The sequence below is a fragment of the Paracraurococcus ruber genome (assembly GCF_004353985.1).
GTDB lineage: Bacteria > Pseudomonadota > Alphaproteobacteria > Acetobacterales > Acetobacteraceae > Paracraurococcus > Paracraurococcus ruber.
On record NZ_SMOA01000016.1, the window covers coordinates 26,008 to 46,409 of the forward strand.

16 protein-coding genes are annotated in these 20,402 nt (G+C 73.5%); 7 read left to right on the top strand and 9 right to left on the bottom strand.

What is annotated here, in order from left to right; all coding sequences use genetic code 11:
- Positions 1–27: 27 nt before the first annotated feature.
- The gene (locus tag E2C05_RS05690; RefSeq protein WP_133218640.1) at positions 28–2,472 is read right to left on the bottom strand and encodes a methyl-accepting chemotaxis protein; all 2,445 of its coding nucleotides are present in this window, start codon (positions 2,470–2,472) and stop codon (positions 28–30) included.
- Positions 2,473–2,724: 252 nt separating this feature from the next.
- On the opposite strand from E2C05_RS05690, the gene E2C05_RS05695 reads away from it, so the two are divergent.
- On the top strand, positions 2,725–3,657 hold the full coding sequence (locus tag E2C05_RS05695; protein ID WP_133218641.1) for a dihydrodipicolinate synthase family protein: 933 nt from the start codon (positions 2,725–2,727) through the stop codon (positions 3,655–3,657).
- A 74-nt stretch (positions 3,658–3,731) separates the two neighbouring features.
- Here E2C05_RS05695 and E2C05_RS05700 read toward each other — a convergent pair whose 3' ends face one another.
- The 3 genes from E2C05_RS05700 to E2C05_RS05710 are packed head-to-tail and all read right to left on the bottom strand — an operon-like array spanning position 3,732 to position 7,447.
- Complete coding sequence (locus E2C05_RS05700) at positions 3,732–5,231, bottom strand: UdgX family uracil-DNA binding protein (RefSeq protein ID WP_133218642.1); 1,500 nt, start codon at positions 5,229–5,231, stop codon at positions 3,732–3,734.
- A 41-nt stretch (positions 5,232–5,272) separates the two neighbouring features.
- The gene (locus E2C05_RS05705) at positions 5,273–6,529 is read right to left on the bottom strand and encodes a putative DNA modification/repair radical SAM protein (protein WP_133218643.1); all 1,257 of its coding nucleotides are present in this window, start codon (positions 6,527–6,529) and stop codon (positions 5,273–5,275) included.
- A gap of 33 nt (positions 6,530–6,562) precedes the next feature.
- Positions 6,563–7,447, bottom strand: coding sequence for an alpha/beta hydrolase (locus E2C05_RS05710; protein WP_158291967.1), 885 nt, complete (start codon positions 7,445–7,447; stop codon positions 6,563–6,565).
- A gap of 104 nt (positions 7,448–7,551) precedes the next feature.
- On the opposite strand from E2C05_RS05710, the gene E2C05_RS05715 reads away from it, so the two are divergent.
- The 3 genes from E2C05_RS05715 (at position 7,552) to E2C05_RS32830 (ending at position 10,592) form a co-directional block, all read left to right on the top strand.
- Complete coding sequence (locus E2C05_RS05715; protein WP_133218645.1) at positions 7,552–8,616, top strand: ketopantoate reductase family protein; 1,065 nt, start codon at positions 7,552–7,554, stop codon at positions 8,614–8,616.
- 175 nt (positions 8,617–8,791) lie between these two features.
- Positions 8,792–9,760: a tripartite tricarboxylate transporter substrate-binding protein gene (locus tag E2C05_RS05720; protein WP_133218646.1), complete on the top strand. Its 969-nt coding sequence runs from the start codon at positions 8,792–8,794 to the stop codon at positions 9,758–9,760.
- Between the two features lie 379 nt (positions 9,761–10,139).
- The gene (locus E2C05_RS32830; RefSeq protein WP_158291968.1) at positions 10,140–10,592 is read left to right on the top strand and encodes a PepSY domain-containing protein; all 453 of its coding nucleotides are present in this window, start codon (positions 10,140–10,142) and stop codon (positions 10,590–10,592) included.
- A gap of 62 nt (positions 10,593–10,654) precedes the next feature.
- Here E2C05_RS32830 and bchM read toward each other — a convergent pair whose 3' ends face one another.
- Both bchM and E2C05_RS05735 read right to left on the bottom strand, forming a co-directional pair.
- Positions 10,655–11,356: a magnesium protoporphyrin IX methyltransferase gene (bchM, locus tag E2C05_RS05730; RefSeq protein ID WP_133218648.1), complete on the bottom strand. Its 702-nt coding sequence runs from the start codon at positions 11,354–11,356 to the stop codon at positions 10,655–10,657.
- Positions 11,357–11,472: 116 nt separating this feature from the next.
- A complete protein-coding gene (locus tag E2C05_RS05735) occupies positions 11,473–15,120 on the bottom strand; it encodes a magnesium chelatase subunit H (RefSeq protein WP_133218649.1) in 3,648 nt (1,215 codons plus the stop codon).
- Positions 15,121–15,556: 436 nt separating this feature from the next.
- On the opposite strand from E2C05_RS05735, the gene E2C05_RS05740 reads away from it, so the two are divergent.
- Positions 15,557–15,904: a hypothetical protein gene (locus tag E2C05_RS05740; protein ID WP_133218650.1), complete on the top strand. Its 348-nt coding sequence runs from the start codon at positions 15,557–15,559 to the stop codon at positions 15,902–15,904.
- Positions 15,905–16,471: 567 nt separating this feature from the next.
- Here the strand turns inward: E2C05_RS05740 and arfB are convergent.
- The 3 genes from arfB to E2C05_RS05755 are packed head-to-tail and all read right to left on the bottom strand — an operon-like array spanning position 16,472 to position 19,088.
- Positions 16,472–16,900, bottom strand: coding sequence for an alternative ribosome rescue aminoacyl-tRNA hydrolase ArfB (gene arfB / locus E2C05_RS05745; RefSeq protein WP_133218651.1), 429 nt, complete (start codon positions 16,898–16,900; stop codon positions 16,472–16,474).
- Positions 16,897–17,676: an ethanolamine ammonia-lyase subunit EutC gene (eutC, locus tag E2C05_RS05750; RefSeq protein WP_133218663.1), complete on the bottom strand. Its 780-nt coding sequence runs from the start codon at positions 17,674–17,676 to the stop codon at positions 16,897–16,899. Before eutC ends, arfB begins: the two co-directional genes overlap by 4 nt.
- Before the next feature lie 32 nt (positions 17,677–17,708).
- Positions 17,709–19,088 carry an ethanolamine ammonia-lyase subunit EutB gene (locus E2C05_RS05755; protein WP_133218652.1) on the bottom strand — a complete coding sequence of 460 codons (1,380 nt, stop codon included), beginning with the start codon at positions 19,086–19,088 and terminating at the stop codon, positions 17,709–17,711.
- Between the two features lie 99 nt (positions 19,089–19,187).
- Here E2C05_RS05755 and E2C05_RS05760 point away from each other — a divergent pair, with 99 nt between their 5' ends.
- Positions 19,188–19,718, top strand: coding sequence for a thiamine pyrophosphate-binding protein (locus tag E2C05_RS05760; RefSeq protein ID WP_133218653.1), 531 nt, complete (start codon positions 19,188–19,190; stop codon positions 19,716–19,718).
- Positions 19,719–19,737: 19 nt separating this feature from the next.
- Complete coding sequence (locus E2C05_RS05765) at positions 19,738–20,343, top strand: thiamine pyrophosphate-dependent enzyme (protein ID WP_133218654.1); 606 nt, start codon at positions 19,738–19,740, stop codon at positions 20,341–20,343.
- Positions 20,344–20,402: the final 59 nt, after the last annotated feature.

A 20,402-nucleotide genomic window follows, 5' to 3' on the forward strand; every position in this document is an offset into this window, starting at 1 on the left:
CCGGCCGCAGGGCCATGGGTGGCAACGTCATGCCGCCGCGCGGCGCTCCCCGGCCCGGGTCGCCTCCGCCAGCGCGGCCATGACCTCCGTGCGGTTGGCGGGGTTCTGCAGGAAGGCCACCGCCACCACCCCAGGGGCCAGCCGGGCGACGCGGGCCGCCACCGGCCGGGTCGCGCCGGGCAGGTCCACCGCCACTTCCTGCCCCGCCGCCGGCGTGGCGGCGCAGCGCAGCGCCGCGCCGCCGGCCGAGATGTCCTGCAGCGTCCCGCCGATCGCCTGTCCGCCCGGCAACAGCAGCCGCACCGGCGCGCCATGGCCCGCCACCCGCTCGAACCGCCGGCGGTCGCCATCGGCCGCGCGCATCGCCTCGAGGAAATGCTCCACCTCCTCGTGCAACTGGTCGGACAGCCGCGCCACCTCGGCCGCCGCCGACTCCGTCTCCTCGGTCCGCTGGCGCGTCAGGGCGGTGGCCGAGGAGACGTCCTGCATCGCGCCGGTGGTGGACCGGGTGGTGCCGGCCACGGTCTGCACGCTGCTGGCGATCTCCCGCGTCGCGGCGCCCTGCTGCTCCACCGCCGCGGCGATGGCGGTCGCCACCGCATCCATGCGCCGGATCGCCACCTGCACTTCCTCCACCGCCGCCACCGCGCCGCCGGTCGCGGACTGGATGGCGCCGATCTGCTGGCCGATCTCCTCGGTCGCCCTGGCGGTCTGCGCCGCCAGCGCCTTCACCTCACTCGCCACCACCGCGAAGCCCTTGCCGGCCTCCCCCGCCCGCGCCGCCTCGATCGTCGCGTTCAGGGCCAGCAGGTTGGTCTGGCCGGCGATCTCGCCGATCAGCCGCACCACGTCGCCGATGCGCGCCACCGCCTCGGACAGGCCCTGCACCGTCTCCCCGGTGCGGCCGGCGCGCTCCACCGCGTCCTGGGTGGCGATCGTCGCCTCGGCGACCTGGCGGGCGATCTCGGTGGCCGAGGCGGTCAGTTCCTCGGTCGCCGCCGCGACGGCGCCGAGGTTGCGCGTGCTCTCGTCCGCGTCGCGCGCCGTGCGCTCGGCGGTCGCGCCGGCGGCCGCCACCGCGTCCTTCATCTCCGTCGCGCGGTGCCGCATGCCCTGCGCGCTCGCGCCCAGGGTGCCCAGCACGCCGGCGATGGAGGCGCCGAATTCCTGGGTGTGCTGGTCCATGGCCGCCTGCCGGCGGTCCCGCCGCGCCCGCTCCTCGGCCGTCTCGGCCTCCAGCCGCCTGGCCGCGCGGGCGCCGTCGCGCAGCGTCTCCAGCGCGCGGGCCACCGCGCCCACCTCGTCCTGCAGGGCGGTGCCGGGCACCGTCGTGTCCAGCGCGCCGGCCGCCAGCCGGTCCGTCGCCTCGGTCAGGTGCCGCAGCGGCCGGACCACGCGCAGGAACACCGCCCGCGCCGCGCCCGCCGCCACCACGATGGAGACCAGCAGCGCGGCGAGGCCGAGGCCGAGTTCCCATTCCGCCCGCCGCACCAGGGCCTGGGCCCGCTCCTCGCTGGCCTTCGCGGCCGCGCGCGTCACTTCGGTCAGCTTGTCGAGCAGCGGGGTGGTGGCGGCGGAGAAGGTCGTCACGTCCACGGGGTAGCGCCCCATGGCGTCGCCAGCCGTGCGGAAGCGGTCGATGAAGGCGCGAAGTTCCTGGAAATGCCATTTCTCCGCCTCGGCCATCGCCGCGACCAGGGCGGGATGGGTGCCGGCATCGGCGGGCGCCAGGGTCTTCACCTGTTCCCACAGCGCATCCACCTTGGCGCGGCCGGTGCGGACCGCCGCCACGTCCTCGGCCGCCATCAGCCCGCCGGCGGCGATGGCGCCGGCCATCGCCGTGCGCTCCGTGCCCGCCAGGCTGCGCATGCGCCAGCCCAGTTCCTTCAGCACCGCCAGCCGCGCCAGCAGCGGGTCGCTGGCCGCCAGGGCATGGGAGGCGGCGAACCACAATTCCGCCGCCGCCGCCACCGCGCCCGAGGTCAGCGGCAGGAAGTTCCGCAGCGTATCCGCCGCGCGGTCCGGCTTCGGCAGGCGCAGCGCCGCATCCGCCGCCGCCCGCGCCGAAGCCGCCTGCCGCCGCGCCGCGTCCAGCGCCGGCAGCAGCCGGTCCCGCCCCGGGAATTCCTGCGCCGCAAGCCCCGCCACCGCCGCGGTCATCTGCGCATCGGCGCCGGCGCGGCGGGTGGCGATCTCGGCCAGCGTGGCCTGCGGCGCCGGCGGCGCGGCCTGCAGCGCCGTGTTGGTCGCCAGCTGTTCCAGCAGCAGGTCGGTCAGCCCGGCCGCCAGCCGGTTGGCCGCGGCATCGGCCTGCAGCGCCGCCTCCGACTGCCGGAGCAGCGTCCAGCCTTCCGCCGCGCGCCAGGCGAAGCCGGCCGAGCCGAGGACTGAGAGGAGCAGGACCGTGCCGATCAGCGCCGTCCGCAGCGGGATGCGGGCCTGCAGCGCGACGATGCGCCGGATGAGGAGCATGCGGGCAGCCTCCAGGACGGTTCGGTTCGCGAAGTCCGGTATACGGTTTCCGGGCGCGCAGCAGGCCATGCCGGGCGTGAAGATGTCGTTCACGCCGCCTTTGCCGCCGCCCTGGCCGTGCTTCGCGGGCCATGCTACCGCCGGGCGGCCTGCAGGCCCGGATGCCGCGCCGTCGCCCGGCATCTTTCCGGGCCGATCCCGCCCCGGCGCGGGCCGCGCAGGGTGTCCAGGACCGTGCCAGGGGGAAGCCCGATGCCACTCGACCACACCGCCCGGGGCGTCTACGTCATCGCCCCCACGCCCTTCCACCCCGATGGCCGCGTGGACCTCGCCTCCACCGACCGCATGACGGATTTCTTCCTGCAGCAGGCCGGCTGCGACGGCATGACCGTGCTGGGCGTGATGGGGGAGGCGCCGAAGCTCGACCAGGCGGAGGCGCTGGACTTCGCCACCCGCATCGTCCGCCGCGCCGGCAAGGCCGGCATCATCGTCGGCGTCTCCGCCCCCGGCTTCGCCGCCATGCGCGCCCTGGCCCGCGGCGTGATGGAGGCCGGCGCCGCCGGCGTGATGATCGCGCCGCCGCCGGCGCTGCGGCATGACGAGGCCGTCGCCACCTATTTCCGCCAGGCGGTGGAGGCGATCGGCAACGACATCCCCTGGGTGCTGCAGGACTACCCGCAGCTGTTCCAGGTGCAGATGCCGCCGGCGCTGATCCGCCGCATCGTCACGGATAACCCGTCCTGCGTCATGCTGAAGCATGAGGACTGGCCGGGCCTCGAGAAGATCTCGGCCCTGCGCGGCTGGCAGGCCGACGGGTCGCTGCGGCCGCTCTCCATCCTCTGCGGCAATGGCGGCATCTTCCTGGATTTCGAGATGGAACGCGGCGCCGACGGCGCCATGACCGGCTACGCCTTCCCCGACATGCTGGCCGAGCTGGTCCGCCTCTGCGCCGCCGGCGAGCGCGACCGGGCGCATGACCTGTTCGACGCCCACCTGCCGCTGATCCGCTACGAGCTGCAGCCGGGCGTCGGGCTGGCGGTGCGGAAATACGTGCTGATGCGGCGCGGCATCATCGCCAGCGATGCGCAGCGCAAGCCGGGCAGCGGGTTGAGCGCGACGGCGAAGACCGAAGTCGAATACCTGTTGGGCCGCCTGGCGCGCCACGATCCGCGGGCGCGGGTCTGACCGTCAGCGAGAGGGACGCCGTCCCTCTCGCGCTCTCCCTGCCAGAGGCCGAAAGGCCTCTGGAAACCTCGGGTTCAGCGCACCTCCCGCTGGGCGGCCTTCAGGTCGGCGACGAAGCGGTCGTATTCCCGCGCCTTGCTGTCGGCGTCCGGCAGCCGCAGCAGGTAGGACGGATGGACGGTCGGGAAGATGCGCAAGCCATCCGGCGTCTCGATCGTCTCGCCGCGCACCTTGGTGATCGCCAGCGGCTTGCCGGTGAGGGATTTCAGCGCGGTGGCGCCCAGGGAGACGACGAGTCGCGGCCCGGCCAGCTCGATCTCCCGCTTCAGGAAGGGCCGATAGTAGGCGATGTCGCCGGCATCCGGCGACTGGTGCAGGCGGCGGCGGCCGGTCGGCTTGAACTTGAAATGCTTCACCGCATTGGTGACATAGGCCATCGGCCGGTCGATCCCGGCCTCCTCCGCCGCGCGGTTGAACAGCCGCCCCGCCGGGCCGACGAAGGGCTTGCCGGCCAGATCCTCCTCATCGCCCGGCTGCTCGCCGACGAAGAGCAGCGGCGCGCCGACCGGGCCTTCGCCGAAGACGATCTGCGTCGCCGCCGCCGCCCAGGGCGGCAGGTCGTTGCGCCGCTCGATCTCCGCCTTCAGGGCGGCGAGGGCGGCGGCGGGGTCTTCCACCTGGCTGAAAAGGTCTGGGGCCATGCCGGATGAATCGTCCGCCGGCGCCGCGGGTTGCGCCGGGACATGCAGGCTGCGCTGGCGGCGCGGCGCGGCGGGCGTGGCGCCGCGCTCCACCATCTCGGCGACGCGCCGTGGCGCCTCCGCCATCAGCCGGGGGATCTCCCGCGCCTCCGGCAGGTTCTTCCAGTACTTCACCGGCATCTCCGCCCGCATCGCCGCCGGCTTCAGGCGGGCCGGGTTGAAGATGCTGGCATAGTAGGCGCGCCAGAGTTCCTCATGCGCATCCTCGGGCGGCGCATCCCGCCGCGACCCGCCCGGGCCCATGCGCAGCGTCTCGCCGTCCCAATGCGCACTCGCCGCCGGCGTCAGGATGGACCAGCGCAGCCCGGCGAAGCGGCGGATGAAGAAGCCGGTCTCGGCTTCCAGGATGTGGTGCTCCGGCTCGAACCAGGCGACGTATTTCGGCCCGGCTTCGGTTTCGATGGCCCGGAAGCGCAGGAAGGCGTGCATCTTGTGCGCATCGCGCCGCACCGCCTTCGTCATCCCCTGCAGCCGGACCACATCGGCATCCGTCGCCACCTGCATCAGGTTGCGCTCCCCTTGCGGCTCGCCCTGCACGATGCGCCACAGCATGCGGTAGAGCAGCGCGAAGCGCTCCGGGTCGCGGTGGCGGATGCCGATCTCCGCCATCTCCATGAAGCTGCGCGGCACGCTGGCGGTGACCGGCGCGGCATCCGGCGGCGGCGCGCCGGCGAACAGGCCGGGGCTCTCGCCGGCGACGCGCCAGTCCACGCGCTCCGGCGGCACCCCGGCGGCGAGCAGGCGCCTCGCCTGCAGCCGCCAGGCGCCGAAATCGGCCGGGCCGGGCAGCAGGATGCCGATGCCGTCGCTCATCGCCGCCTCCGCGCGGATGCTCGCTGCCCCGGCCATGGCGGTCACAGCAGGGCAAGCTGGCGCGGCCGGGCCTGTGCCGCGAAGCCGGTCTGCGGCGCGACCAGGGTGCGCAGGTCGGCCCGGTCCAGCAGCCCGCCGCGCGGCCGGTGGTCCGCCGTGACCAGGAAGGGCAGCAGCTTGGCCAGCGGCAGCTTCAGCCGGGCCAGGTCGTCGCTGCGGAGGCTGCGGTGGCGCCGCGCCGAGAGCAGCCGGTTCACCGTCTTCGCCCCCAGGCCGGGGACGCGCAGCAGCATCTCCTTCGGGGCGCGGTTCACGTCCACCGGGAAGCGGTCGCGATGCTTCAGCGCCCAGGCCAGCTTGGGGTCGATGCCGAGATCGAGCATCCCGCCTTCGCCGCCGGCCATGATCTCCTCCAGCCCGAAGCCGTAGAAGCGCAGCAGCCAGTCCGCCTGGTAGAGCCGGTGCTCCCGCACCAGCGGCGGCGCCGCCGGCGGCAGCAGCGACGACGCGTCGGGGATGGGCGAATAGCCCGAATAGTAGACGCGCCTGAGGCCGTAGCCGGCATAGAGGTTGACCGAGGTGCCGAGCACCGCCCGGTCATCCGCCGCATCGGCGCCGACGATCATCTGCGTGCTCTGCCCGGCCGGGGCGAAGCGCGGCGCGGCGGCGCGGCGCTCGGTCCGCTTGGCCTCCTTCGCCTCCTCGATCCGCAGGCGCATGCGGGCCATGGCGCGGCGGATGCCGGGGGCGTCCTTCTCCGGCGCCAGCGACTTCAGGCTGCCATCCTGCGGCAGCTCGATGTTGATCGACAGCCGGTCGGCATACATCCCCGCCCGCGCCAGCAGCTCCGGCGCCGCGTCCGGGATGGTCTTCAGGTGGATGTAGCCCTTGAAGCCATGCTCCTCCCGCAGCAGCCGGGCGACCTCGACGATCTGCTCCATGGTGTAGTCGGGGGAGCGGATGATGCCGGAGGAGAGGAACAGCCCCTCGATGTAGTTGCGGCGGTAGAAATGCAGCGTCAGCTCCACCAGCTCCCGCACGGTGAAGCGGGCGCGGGCGACGTTGCTGGTGGCGCGGTTGATGCAGTAGGCGCAGTCGAAGACGCAGGCATTGGTCAGCAGCACCTTCAGCAGGGAGATGCAGCGGCCATCCGGCGCGTAGGCGTGGCAGATGCCCATGCCTTCCGTGCTGCCGATCCCGCCCTGGCGCGAGTCCCGCTTCTCCGTGCCCGAGGAGGCGCAGGAGGCGTCGTACTTGGCGGCATCGGCGAGGATCTCGAGCTTGCGGCGCAGTTCCATGGCGGGCTTCCGGTGCAGTTCACTATATGTTCGCTATCCGGCGCGGGGCAAGGGCGGCGGCGCGGCGGCGAAGGCCGCCATGTCCGCCAGCACCGGCGCCCGCCAGCGGAAGGGCGGCGCCAGCGCCGTCAGCACGCCGATATGCGCCAGGCCGGGATAGCGCCGGACCTCCGCGCTGCCGCCCGCGGCCCGCGCCCGCGCCGCCAGGCGGTCGGAGTTGCCGGGGCCGACGGTGGTGTCGTCCGTCCCCGTCAGCAGCAGCAGGGGCGGGGCCCCGGCATCGGCGAAGGCGATGGGCTGGGTCTCCCGCAGGTCGTCCGCCGCGGCGAAGACCGCCTGCACCGCCGGGTCGCGGAGCGGCAGGAAGTCGTAGGGACCGGCCAGGCCGATGGCGCCCGCCAGGCCGCGCCGGTCCCAGCCCGCGCGGGCCAGGCGCCGCGCATCCAGCGCCAGCAGCAGCGCGATATGCGCGCCGGCGGAATGCCCGGCCAGGACCACCCGCGCCGGATCGGCGCCGAGCGCCGCCGCCCGTGTCCCGGCCCAGGCCGTGGCCTCCGCCGCATCCTCCAGGAAGGTGGGAAAGGCGCCCTCCGGGTACAGCCGGTAGTCGGGGATGGCGGTGGCGATGCCGTGGCCCGCCAGCGCCGCGGCGACGAAGCGGTAATCGCCGCGGTCGCCGCTGCGCCAGGCGCCGCCATAGAACCAGACGACCAGCGGCCAGGGCCCGCCACCGGCCGGGCGGTACAGGTCCAGGCGCTGCCGCGGATGCGCGCCATAGGCGATGCCGGTGTCCGCCTGCGCGCTGCCGCGCGGCACCATGGCATCGAGCAGGCCGAGCGGCGTGCAGCCGCCCAGCAGCGCCGTGCCGAGCAGGGCGGCGGCGCGGCGCCGGCCGGGCATCGCCCCCGGCATGGCCATCCCGGCCGTCTCCGCGCTGCTGGCAGATCGCGCCATCCCGCCCCCTGATTGCGGCACCGCCGGACGGGCGGCATCATTGCCGGGAACCTGGGAAGGAAACGGGCATGGGCAAGCGCATCGCCATCATCGGCGCCGGTGCGGTCGGCGGCTATGCCGGCGCGCATATGGTCCGCGCGGGGGAGGACGTGACCTTCGTCGACATGTGGCCCGAGCATGTCGAGGCCATGCGCGCGAAGGGCCTGCGCATCACCCACCTCAGGGACGTGGAGGAATTCACCGTGCCGGTGAACGCCATCCACATCACCGACCTGCAGCAGGTGGCGAAGGGGCGGCCCTTCGACATCGCCTTCATCTGCACCAAGGCCTACGACACCGCCTGGGCCACCATGATGGTGAAGCAGTACCTGGCGCCCGGCGGCTACTGCGTGTCCCTGCAGAACTGCATGAACGAGGACACGATCGCCGGCGTGGTCGGCTGGGGCCGCACGCTGGGCTCCATCGCCTCCTCCATCACGGTCGAGCTGATGACGCCCGGCCATGTCCACCGCAATGCCGGCAAGGGCGGCGCGGCGCATACCGTGTTCCGGGTGGGGGAGGTGCATGGCCGCATCACCGACCGGGCGCAGGAGGTGACGGCACTGGTCGCGCATGCCGACAGCGCGCTGACCACGACGAACCTGTGGGGCGAGCGCTGGTCCAAGCTGGTGATCAACGCCATGGGCAACGGCATGTCCGCCAGCACCGGGATGATCAGCCGCGACATCCTGCTGGACGACACGCTGCGCCACTTCACGGCGCGCCTGGGGAGCGAGGCGATCCGCACCGGCCAGGCCCTGGGCTATGTGCTGGAGGAAATCCACCACCTGGACCCGGAGGTGATCGCCCGCGCCGGCGAAGGCGACCCCGAGGCGAAGCGCGCCTATGACGAGCACCGCATCAGGGAAGCCAGCAAGCCCGGCGGCGGCGCCCACCGCCCGTCCATGGGGCAGGACATGGTGAAGGGCCGCCGGACGGAGATCGAGTTCCTCAACGGCTTCATCGTGGACAAGGCGCAGGCGATCGGCCTCGCCACGCCGGCGAATGCGGCGCTGACGGAGATCGTGAAGCGGGTGGAGAAGGGCGAGCTGCAGCCGGACCCGAAGCACATCCGGGACCTGCGGCTCAACTGATCCCCGGGGGAGGGCTCTGCCCCCCCCCCCCGATGCCCCCTCCCACCCCGGGGTCCCCATGGCGATGCAGCGCATCGTCATGGGGTGCCCCCGAGGCCGAAGGGCCTTTGGAAACCTCGAGTCTCGGCATAGCCTTCCCCCAACCGCTTCGCGCGGACAACCGGGAGGAAAAACAATGCCGATCACCCGTCGCGCCGCGCTTGCGGCGGCGCTCGCCCTGCCAGGCCTCGCCCGCGCCCAGGCCGACTATCCCAGCCGCCCCGTGACCCTCATCGCCGCCGGCGCAGCGGGCGGGCCGACCGACACCATCACCCGCATCCTCGCCGACAACATGGGCCGCCACATGGGCCAGCCCGTGGTGGTGGAGAGCATCGGCGGGTCCGTCGTCGGGCCGGAACGCGTCGCGCGCAGCCGGCCGGACGGCTACACGCTGCTGGTGAACAACATCGGCATGGCCGCCAGCGCCACGCTGTTCCGCAAGCTTCCCTATGACGTGACGGGCAGCTTCGCGCCGCTCGGCCTCGTCTCCGACGCCGCCATGACCATCATCTCCCGCCCCGGCTTCCCGGCGCAGGACCTGCGTGGCCTGATGGCGTGGCTGACGACGGAGGGGGAGGGGCTGAACCTCGCCACCGCCGGCCTCGGCTCCGCCGCCAATCTCTGCGGGCTGCTGGTGCAGCAGGCGGCGGGGGCGCGCGCCACCGTGGTCGTCTTCCGCGGCACCGCGCCGGCCATCGCCGAGCTCATGGCCGGGCGCATCGACCTGCTCTGCGACCAGGCGACCAACACCATCCCCTATATCCGCGACAACCGCGTGCAGGCCTGGGGCGTGAGCAGCGCGGCCCGCCTGGCCGGCCTGCCGGAGGTGCCGACCACCGCCGAGGCCGGCTTCCCCGGCGTGGCGATGAGCACCTGGCACGGCCTCTACGCCCCCGCCGGCACGCCGGAGCCGGTGCAGGAGCGCATCTCCGCCGCGCTGCGCGCCACCCTGAAGGAGGAAAAGCTGCGCCAGCGCTATGCCGAGCTGCTGACCGACATCCCGTCGGAGGAACGCCAGACCATCGCCTTCCACCGCCGCTTCCTGCCGGAGGAGGTGGCGCGCTGGCGCCCCATCCTGCAGGCGGCCGGCGCCTATGCCGATTGAGCTGGCCGGGGCGCCGCCGCGGGGCGGCGGCCGAAGGAGCCCCCCGGGGCCGCCTTGCCGGACCTGCCGCCCGGAGCATGCCATGGGGACGGGTTTCGGCGCCGGACCGGTCGGCGGGCAGGGTGGGTCGCGGAACGGCGCGAACGCCGCACGGCGTCGATCCGGTTGGCCATCAAGGACCGCCAGCGGGGCCGCGGCCGGCCTTGGACGCGAAGGGCTTTCGGGCATCGACCCGCCCGCATCACCCGGCGATGGGCCAACCGCGCCCCGAGGCCGGCAGCGGGCCGGACCGCCCCAGCCCGGTCCGAAAGCCCGACAGGGCCGCCGAACCGTTCACCGGCCGCATGGTTATACCGGCTTCGACCAAAGGAGCCGTGCCATGCCGCAGGTCCGCATCATTCTCTCCGTCCTGCTGGCGGTGGCTGCCCCATGGGTTGCCCCGGTGGCGATCCCGGCCGCCGCGCAGGTGCCGCAGCAGGAGCGCACCGACCCCGCCTGGCTGACCGCCGACCAGGTCCGCACCGTGCTGCGCGCCCGCGGCTATACCGAGATCGGCCGGCTGGAGCGCGACGGCGACAGCTACCGCGTCATCGATGCCGTCCGCTATGGCGAGAAGGTGCCGGATATCCGCATCGATGCGCTGACCGGCCTGCCGCGCGAGCAGCCGCCGCTGACCGAGACCCAGGCCCGCGGCCTGCTGCTGGAACGCGGCTATACCGGCGTGCAGGAGATGGGACGGGAAGGCGACGTCATCCGCCTGCGGGCCAGCCAGAGCGGCACGCCGGTGGAGGTGCGCGTCAACGCCCAGACCGGCGCGGTGATGTCCCGCTGAGGCAGCCGGGCCGGGTCCAGGCGGCGCCCGCCCCCCCCTTGGCGGGGCGCCGCCCCGTCGGATCAGGCGCGCACGACCTCCAGCGCCTGCGAGGTGTAGAACCCCCGTGCGATGCGCTGCGTCCGGGCGGTGCGCCAGCCGCGCAGGGCCGGCTCCGCCTCGATCCGCCGGCGGAGGCGGTGTTCGGCGACCGGCACGATGGCCGGCGACCGGTCGCCGCGCGGCACCAGCCGCCCGACCGCGAGGAAGGCCTGCAGGAAGGCCGTGCTGGGCGCGAAGGTGAACAGCATGGAATCGTCGGTGCGGCTGGCCAGCCCGGCCAGCACCCGCACGACATCGGCCGGCCCGTAATGGATCAGGCTGTCCATGCCGACGACGTGATCGAAGCGGCCGAGCGCCGGGTCGAACATGTCGCCGACGCGGAATTCGACATGACCGCGGCCATGGTCGGCCCCGATCCGCTCCTGCGCCAGGGAGACCAAGTTGGGCGAGAGGTCCACCGCCACCACCTGCGCGCCGCGCCGCGCCGCTGCCACGGCCAGCGCCCCGGTGCCGCAGCCGGCATCCAGGATGCGCCGCCCCGTCAGGTCCGCCGGCAGCCAGTCCAGCAGGGTGGCGCGCATGCGGTCGCGCCCTTCCCGCACCGTGGCGCGGATGCCGCTGACCGGGGCGTCGGAGGTGAGGCGCTTCCAGGCCTCCACCGCCGTGCGGTCGAAGTAATGCTCCAGCTTCTGGCGGCGATCCGCATAGGTGGCGGTCGGCATCGCTGTCTCTCCCGTGTTCGCGGGCTGCCGAGACGCCCGCGGTCCAATCCATGCGCCGGCCGCTGCGGGGGCCCCTGCGGCGCCGTGCCGTTCGGCCGGCGCGGCGCGGCCGGGGCTCACGCCACCGCGCGCACGCCCTCCAGCCGGTCCTCCAGCTCCTCGCCCGCCTGGCGCAGGCGGTCCAGCATGGCGGCGTCCGGCGACCAGTAGTTGCGCTCCTGCGCCTCGATCAGCCGGTTGGCGATCTTGGCGCTGGCGGTCGGGTTCAGCTTCGCCATGCGGTCCCGCATCTCCGGGTCCAGCACGAAGGTCTCGGCCAGCTTCTCATAGACCCAGGGCTGCACCTCGCCCGTCGTGGCGGACCAGCCCATGGTGTTGGTCACATGCGCCTCGATCTCGCGCACGCCCTCGAAGCCGTGCTTCAGCAGCGCCTCGTACCATTTCGGGTTCAGGGCGCGGGTGCGGGTCTCCAGCGCCACCTGCTCGGAGATGGTGCGGATCACGCCGTCGCCGCGCGTCTGGTCGCCGATATAGGTGCTGGCGGCGCGGCCGCCGCGGGCCCTTCGCACCGCCCGGCTGATGCCGCCCAGCGTGTCGAAGTAGTGGTCCACCGTGGTGACGCCCACCTCGATGCTGTCGAGGTTCTGGTAGGTGACCTCCACGGTCCGCAGCACGCCGGCCAGCACGGCGTCCTGCCGGGCCGGCTTGCCGTCCACGCCATAGGCGAAGCCCTTGCGCTTGACGAAGGCGTCGGCCAGCTCGTCCTCGTCGTTCCAGGCGCCCTCGCCGACCAGCGCGTTGACATTGGCGCCATAGGTGCCGTCGGCATTGCAGAAGACGCGCAGCGCCGCCTGCTCGATCGTGCCGCCATGCTGCGCGACATGCGCCAGGGCATGCGCGCGCAGGAAATTCCGTTCCGCCGGCTCCTCGGCCGATGCCGCGAGCAGCGCGGCTTCCGCGAGCAGCTTCATCTGCAGCGGCAGCAGGTCCCGGAAGATGCCGGAGAGCGTCACCACCACGTCGATCCGCGGCCGCCCAAGCTCCTCGAGCGGCAGCAGGCGGGCGCCGGCCAGGCGGCCATAGCTGTCGTAGCGCGGCGCGGCGCCCATCAGCGCCAGGACCTGGGCGATCGGCCCGCCCTCGGTCTTCAGGTTGTCGGTGCCCCAGAGCACCATCGCCACCGTCTCCGGCAGCCCGTTGCCATCCGCCTGGTGCCGGTCCAGCAGCCGCTGCGCCTGGCGGGCGCCATCCTGCACCGCGAAGGCGCTGGGCAGCTTGAAGGGGTCGAAGCCGTGCAGGTTGCGGCCGGTGGGCAGCACGTCCAGGCTGCGCAGCAGGTCGCCGCCCGGCGCCGGGCGGATGAAGCGGCCGTCCAGGGCCCGCAGGATGCCGGGGATCTCGTGGTCCTCGGCCAGCAGCCCGTCATACCTTGCCCGCGCGGCGGGGTCGGTCACGCCGGCGGCGTCCAGCATTTCCGCCCGTTGCCCGGCATCCGGCGGCTCCCCCACCACATGCAGCCCGTGCGGGATCAGCGTGTATTCCAGTTCAAGCAGCGCGCGGCCGAGCTTGGCGATCTCCCCCTCCGGGTCGGCCCAGACCGGCTCGGCGGTCCCGAGGTTCACCTCCACCGCCTGGGCCTGGATCAGCCCGGCCAGCGCCGCGCGCTGCCCGGCATCCGCCTCCGGCTCCATGGTCCGCCAGCGGTCGATGCTGGCCTTCAGGTCCAGCAGCCCGCGATAGAGGCCGGCCGCCGACACCGGCGGGGTGAGGTAGCTGACCAGCGTGGCGCCGGCGCGGCGCTTCGCCAGCATCCCCTCGGACGGGTTGTTGGAGGCGTAGAGGTAGAAATTGGGCAGGTCGGCGATCAGCCGGTCCGGCCAGCATTCGCCGGACATGCCGGCCTGCTTGCCCGGCATGAATTCCAGCGCGCCATGGGTGCCGAAATGCAGCACGGCATGGGCGCCGAAATCCTCCCGGATCCAGCGATAGAAGGCGGCGAAGGCATGGGTCGGGGCGAAGCCGTGCTCGAACAGCAGGCGCATCGGGTCGCCTTCATAGCCGAAGCCCGGCTGCACGCCGACGAAGACATTCCCCAGCTGCACGCCGAGCACGAAGATGTCGCGCCCGTCGGTCTGCACCTTGCCCGGCGCCGGGCCCCAGCTCCGCTCGATCTCCGCCAGCCAGGGGGTGCGGCGGAGCTGGTCGTCGGCCGAGACCCGCGCCGCCACATTGGCCGTGGTGCCGAACCGCTCCCGGTTGCCGTTGATCACCATCTCCCGCAGCGTGTCGGCATCGGGCGGGACCTCCACCGCGTAGCCCGCCGCCTGCATCGCCCGCAGCGTGTTTTGCAGGGAGGCGAAGACGCCGAGATAGGCCGCGGTGCCGGTGGTGCCGGCATTGGGCGGGAAGTTGAACAGCACGCAGGCCAGCTTGCGTTCCGCCCGCTCGCTCCGCCGCAGGGCGACCAGCTTGGCGACCCGCGCCGCCAGCATCCCGGCGCGCTCGGGGTGCGGGACCATGTCGCGGGCGCAGTTCACGCCGTCGCAGCCCGCGCAGCGCTCGGCCGGGATGTCGGAGGCGCCGCAGCGGCCGCCGAAGGTCATCGGCCAGATGCCGCCATCCAGTTCCGGGATGGCGACCATCATCGTCGCCTCCACCGGCAGCAGCCCGCGCCGGTCCGCCTGCCATTGCCGCATGGTCTGGAATTCGAGCGGATGCGCCGTGACATAGGGCACGTCGAGGCTCGCCAGCACCTCCTCGGCGGCATGCGCATCGTTGTAGGCGGGGCCGCCGACCAGCGAGAACCCGGTCAGCGACACCACCGCATCCACGCAGGGCACGCCGCCCCGCATGAAGAAGCGCTCCATCGCCGGCCGGGCATCGAGGCCGGAGGCGAAGACCGGCACGACGTTCAGCCCGCGCGCCTCCAGCGCCGCGATCATCCCGTCATAGTGGCGGGCATTGTTCGCCAGCACATAGGCCCGCAGCAGGATCAGCCCGACGGTGCCGCTGGTCCCGGCGCGGGGCAGGGCGCCAGGGTCCTCCCCCACGCGGCCGGGCATGCGCGGGTGGTAGAGCCCGACATCGGGGTACTCGATCGGCGGCGCCACCGCCACGCTGCCGGCCAGCGCCGCGCGCGGCCCGCTGGCATAGCGGTTGACCAGCAGCGCGACCATGTTCGCCAGGTTGTCGGCCGACCCGGCCAGCCAGTATTGCAGGGTCAGGAAATAGGCCCGGACATCCTGCGCCGTGCCGGGGATGAAGCGCAGGAGCTTCGGCAGCTCCCGCAGCATCTTCATCTGGCCCTTGCCGCTGGCCCCGGCGCCCTTCGACTTGCCGCGCAGCCGCTTCAGCAGGCCGACGATGCCCTTGGCCTCGCCCGCCATGCTGAACTTGCCGAGTCGGGTCAGCCGCATCACCTCCGGCGCCGAGAGGCAGCAGGCCATGGCGTCGCAGGCATCCCGCCGCGCCGTCAGGGCGGGCAGCACCAGCCGGATATGGTCCTCGAGGAACAGCATGCCGGCGATGACGATGTCGGCGCGGGCGATGTCCTCGAGGCAGGCCTGCAGCGCCACCTCGTCCGAGGCGAATTCATCCGCCGCATGCAGCACCAGGTCGAGGCCCGGGATGGCGCGGCGCAGCTGCTGCCGCGCGGCGGTGACCGCGCCGCCGAAATGGCTGTCCATGGTGACGATGGCGACCCGGACCGGGGTCCCGCCGGCTATCGCCCCCTGCGCCCGGGCCGGTGGCGGCTGGATCAGCATGCCACCCCACCCCGTACCACGCCCCGCCTCGCGCCCCGCCGACCCTGGCTGTCGCCGTTCTCGTCCACGGACCCCCCTTCGGAGCAGGCTTTCCCGCCCCGGCATTTTGGACCGGGGCCGCCGACTGTCAATCAAAACTGACGTCCAATCGAATTGACGTGGTTGCCGGGGGGCCGTGCCCGGCCTCGCCCGCCCCGCCATCCCGCCGCGCCGTGCCGGCCGCGAGGGTGCGGCAACCCGTTCCGGCCGGCCGCCGGCAGGTTGCCCCGCAGAAGAACCGTCGCGATTTATTTCCACTCCGGTGATGAAACCGGGTCGTCCCGCGACCAGATCTGCTGCCTGTCATGGACAGCGCGAATAAAGCCCAAAACCAGGCCGCGTGCCGATTTCGGCGCATGGCGGGCTTTGCTGCCTGACAACCCGAGGAGGGTGCCCGATGAGCAGCTGGACAGCGACCATGGCGGACCGTGCGGCGGCCCGCTGGGGCACCGCGAAGCCGATCGTCTATGGCGTGCTCGCCGGGCTGGTCGCCGGGCCGCTGCTGTCCGGCCTGGCCGGCTTCCAGGTACGGACCAGCACCGCCGAGGCGGCGACCCGCGCCGGCATCCTGGAGCAGCAGGCCAGCTTCTGCGCCGAGCGCGCCCGGGCCAGCCTGGCCGGGGCGGCGCTGCCGACGGACTGGCAGGCGCGGTCCAACCTTGCCCGTTCCTTTGCGGCCATGCCCGGCACCGCCAACGCGGACCCGGAGGTGGTCTTCGCCTGCTCCGGCAAGCTCGCGCCCTGACCCTGTGGCCGCGGGCGGGGTGCCTCGCGGCCCATGACGTCCCGGACCGGCCGCCCGGCGCGGCCCCTGCGGCGCGGCCGCGGCTGACCACCTGAACCGAGGAGACCGGCATGGCCAAGGGCCAGAAGCGCAGCGGCCGCGAGGCCAAGAAGCCGAAGGCGGCGAAGAAACCGGCGCCGCCGCCGACATCGCCCTTCTCGCAGCCGCCCCCGCCGCGCAAGCCGCCCCCGCCGCGCGAGGGTTAGGGCGGGTCGCGGCGCGGCGGACCGCCGCTCCGACACCGGCAGGCCAAACCGCGCTGGCGCCGCGCGGCGCGGCGTGACCGGCGCGACGCGTGTCCGCCCTGCAAGTTAAGGGCTAGCGAAGGCTTGCCCGGTCGACCGGAGGCGCAAGCCGCTGCCGGGCAGGTCACGGACGGGCGCGCAAGCCCGGACATGGGCATCCGCCCCGCAGGCATCCGTCCCGTAGGCACCAGCCTGGCGGGCGCGGCCCGTGGCCCGGGCGGATCGCCCGGGGCGGCCTCGGTCCGCGCCGCCGCGCGGGCCAGGCGTGGGGCGCCGCCGCGCCCTAATCCCGTTCCGGCCGGCCGCGCAGCCGCTTCACGTCGCCCCGCTTCGCCTTGCCCTCCAGCCGCCGTTCCCGGGACCCCAGGGTCGGCCGGGTCGGCCGGCGCGGCGGCGGGGGCGGGATCGCCGCCTCCCGGATCAGGGCCAGCAGGCGTTCGCGCGCATCCTCCCGGTTGCGGTCCTGCGTCCGGTGGCGCTGGGCGGTGATGACCAGCACCCCGTCCTTCGTCACCCGCCGGCCGCCGAGTCGCAGCAGCCTTTCCCGCACCGCCTCCGGCAGGCTGGGGCTGCGGGCGATGTCGAAGCGGAGCTGGACCGCCGTCTCCACCTTCTGGATGTTCTGCCCGCCGGCGCCGGAGGCGCGCAGGAACTCCTCGACCAGCTCGCTCTCCTCGAGGCTGATGCGCGGCGTGACCGCGATGCGGCTCATGCCGGCGGCAGCAGCGGGGCGGCCGGCTGCTCGTCCTTCAGCGCCACCCCGGTCTCGCCGAGCTGCAGCGCGGCGGCGGCCAGCCAGGCCAGCTTCTCCGCCGCCTGGGCCGGGGACAGGCCGCCGGGGCGGATGTTGGAGATGCAGTTGCGCTCGGCATCCGTCCGGCCGCGGCGGGGCGCATGGGTGAGGTAGAGGCCCAGCGAGTCGAGCGCCGTCAGCCCCGGCCGCTCGCCGATCAGCATCGCCACCAGCCCGGCGCCCATGGCGCCGCCGATCTCGTCGCCCAGGGCGACGCGGGCCTGGTCGGCGACGACGATGGGCGCCACCTCCAGCCCGGCCCGGCGCAGCAGGGGCAGGGCGGCGGCGATCACGGCGGGTGCCTGGGCCTGGACGCCCGTGGCGCAGAGCCCGTCCGCGACGACGAAGAGGAAGGCGCCCGGCGCCGCCGGCAGGCGCACCAGGTCGTCCTCCCGCAGCCGGCGCCCGAGATCCGGGCGCAGCAGGTAGCTGCGCCGGTCGGCTGCCCGGCTGGCGACGCGCACTACCGGCAGGCCGAGCGGCACCAGCGCCGTCCCGAGCGCGGCATGGTCCAGCGAGGAATGCACCGCATCACGCGCCCTGGCATGCGCTTCCTGGAAGTCGAGATGCGCCGCGGTGGGCAGCCCGTTGCCGGCGCGGCCGAGGGCCACGCGGGCGGCGGTGAAGCGCCGCAGGTCGGTCCAGCGGGCGGGGCGCCCCGCCTCCTCCGCCGGCGCGGCGCCGCCGCGGACCATCGCGCCCCCCGTCCCCGCTGCCGCCGCGTCCGTCATGCCAGCCCCACCAGGGCCGGGGCGAGGCGCGCGGGAAGCTCGCCGCCATCGCGGCTGCCGGTCTCGATCCCCATGCGGTCCATCCAGGCGGCGAATTCCGGCGCCGGCCGCTTGCCCAGCGCCGCGCGCAGGTACAGCCCGTCATGGAAGCTGGTGCTCTGGTAGGCCAGCATCACGTCATCCGCCCCGGGCACGCCCATCACATAGGTCACGCCGGCGACGCCCAGCAGCGTCAGCAGCCCGTCCATGTCGTCCTGGTCGGCCTCGGCATGGTTGGTGTAGCAGACATCCACCCCCATCGGCAGGCCGAGCAGCTTGCCGCAGCAATGATCCTCCAGCCCCGCGCGGGTGATCTGCTTGCCGTCGAACAGGTATTCCGGGCCGATGAAGCCGACCACGCTGTTCACCAGCAGCGGCGAGAACTCGCGCGCCACGGCATAGGCCCGCGCTTCCACCGTCTGCTGGTCGCAGCCCTGATGCGCATCGGCCGACAGCGCGCTGCCCTGCCCGGTCTCGAAATACATGACGTTGTCGCCGATGGTCCCGCGGTGCAGGGACAGCGCGGCCTCCCGCGCCTCCTTAAGCAGCGCGAGGGAGACGCCGAAGCTGCGGTTCACCCCTTCCGTCCCGCCGATGGACTGGAACACCAGGTCGATGGGGGCGCCACGCTCGATCGCCAGCAGGCTGGTGGTGACATGCGCCAGCACGCAGGTCTGGGTGGGGATGGCGTAGCGGTCCCGCACCGCATCCAGCAGGCCGAGCAGGCGGATGGTGTTGTCCAGGTTGTCGGTCGCAGGGTTGACGCCGATGACGGCATCCCCCGCGCCCAGCAGCAGCCCGTCCAGGATGGCGGCGGCGACGCCGCGCGGGTCGTCCACCGGGTCGTTCGGCTGCAACCGGATGGACAGCGTGCCGGGCAGGCCGATGGTGTTGCGGAAGCGGGTGGTGACGCGGCATTTCGCGGCGATCGCCACCAGATCCTGCAGCCGGCAGATTTTTGTCAGTGCCGCCACCATCTCGGGCGTCAGGCCGGGGGCGAGGGCCGCCAGGGCTTCGGGCGTCGCGGCCTCGCCCAGCGCCCAATCGCGGAAGCCGCCGACCGTGAGGTGCGCCACGGGCGCGAAGGCGGCGGCATCATGCCGGTCCTGGATCAGCCGGGTGACCTCGTCCGCCTCGTAGGGGATCACCGCCTCCGCCAGGAAATGGCGCAGGGGCAGGTCGGCCAGGGCGCGCTGGGCCGCGACGCGCTCCTGCGCCGTCTCCGCCGCCACCCCGGCCAGCACATCGCCCGAGCGCAGCGGCGTCGCCCGCGCCAGCAGGGTGCGCAGATCCGGGAAGACGTACCGGGTGCCGCCGACCGCATGCGTGAACGCCATGGCTGCCTCCTCTCGGCCCCGGGTCTAGCAAGCCCTGGGCCGGTCTTGCCAGCGCCGGGCCGGCGCGGGATGGTGCGGGCCAGCATTCGGGGGAAACGCATGCAGCCCGCCCAGCCGGCCGAGGACTGGCCGGACCAGATCTATGCCCTGCTGAAGGAACACGGCATCCGCCAGGTCGCCCTGGTGCCGGATGCCGGGCATTCCCGCCTGATCAAGCGCTGCCTGGCCGACAACGACATGCAGGTGGTGACCCTGACCACGGAGGAGGAGGGCATCGGCATGCTCTTCGGCGCCTGGCTGGGCGGCGAGAAAGGCGTGCTGCTGATGCAGAGCAGCGGCGTCGGCAACTGCATCAACATGCTGTCGGTGCCGATCGCGCACCGCACGCCCTGCCCGATGATCGTGACCATGCGCGGCGACTATGGCGAGTTCAACCCCTTCCAGGTGCCGATGGGCAATGCCACCCAGGCGGTGCTGGAAGCCATGGGCACGCTGGTGAAGCGCGCCGACACGCCGGAGGATGTGGCGCCGACCGTCAACGCGACGCTCCGCATGGCCTTCAACACCTACCGCCCGACCGCGACGCTGATCGGCCAGCGCGTCATCGGCGCCAAGACCTTTGGCAAGTGAGGGGCGGGGAGTGACCGCGATGATCGAGACGGGGGCGAGCGGCAAGCTGGCGCGGCGGTCCGTGGTGCAGGCGCTGCTGCAGGACCGCGGGGACCTGCTGGTGATCGGCGGGCTGGGCGCGCCGGCCTGGGACATCACCGCGGCGGGGGATGACCCGCGCAACCTGCCGCTCTGGGGCGGCATGGGCGGCGCCGCCGTCATGGGCCTGGGCCTCGCCCTGGCGCAGCCGACCCGGCCGGTGCTGGTCATCACCGGCGATGGCGAGATGCTGATGGGCGTGGGGTCGCTGGCGACCATCGCCACCAAGCAGCCGCGCAACCTGTCCATCCTGGTGCTGGACAACGAGCACTACGGCGAGACCGGCATGCAGGAGACGGCGACGCGCCACGGCGTGGACCTGGCCGGCATGGCGAAGGCCGCCGGCATCGCCGACAGCCGCCGCGTGACGACGGCGGAGGAGGTGCTGGCGCTCCGCGCCGCCATCCGCGCCGGCGCCGGGCCGCTCTTTGCCCAGATCAAGGTGGACGAGAAATCCGAGCCGCTGGCCCTGCCGCCGCGCGAAGCCAGCATCCTGCAGGCGCGGATGCGGGAGGCGATCCTGGGCCCGGCGGCGCATCTGCAATGAACCAGGGCGGATGGCCTGCCCATCCGACCACGCGAACCGCTTCGGGTCGTTGATTCCAG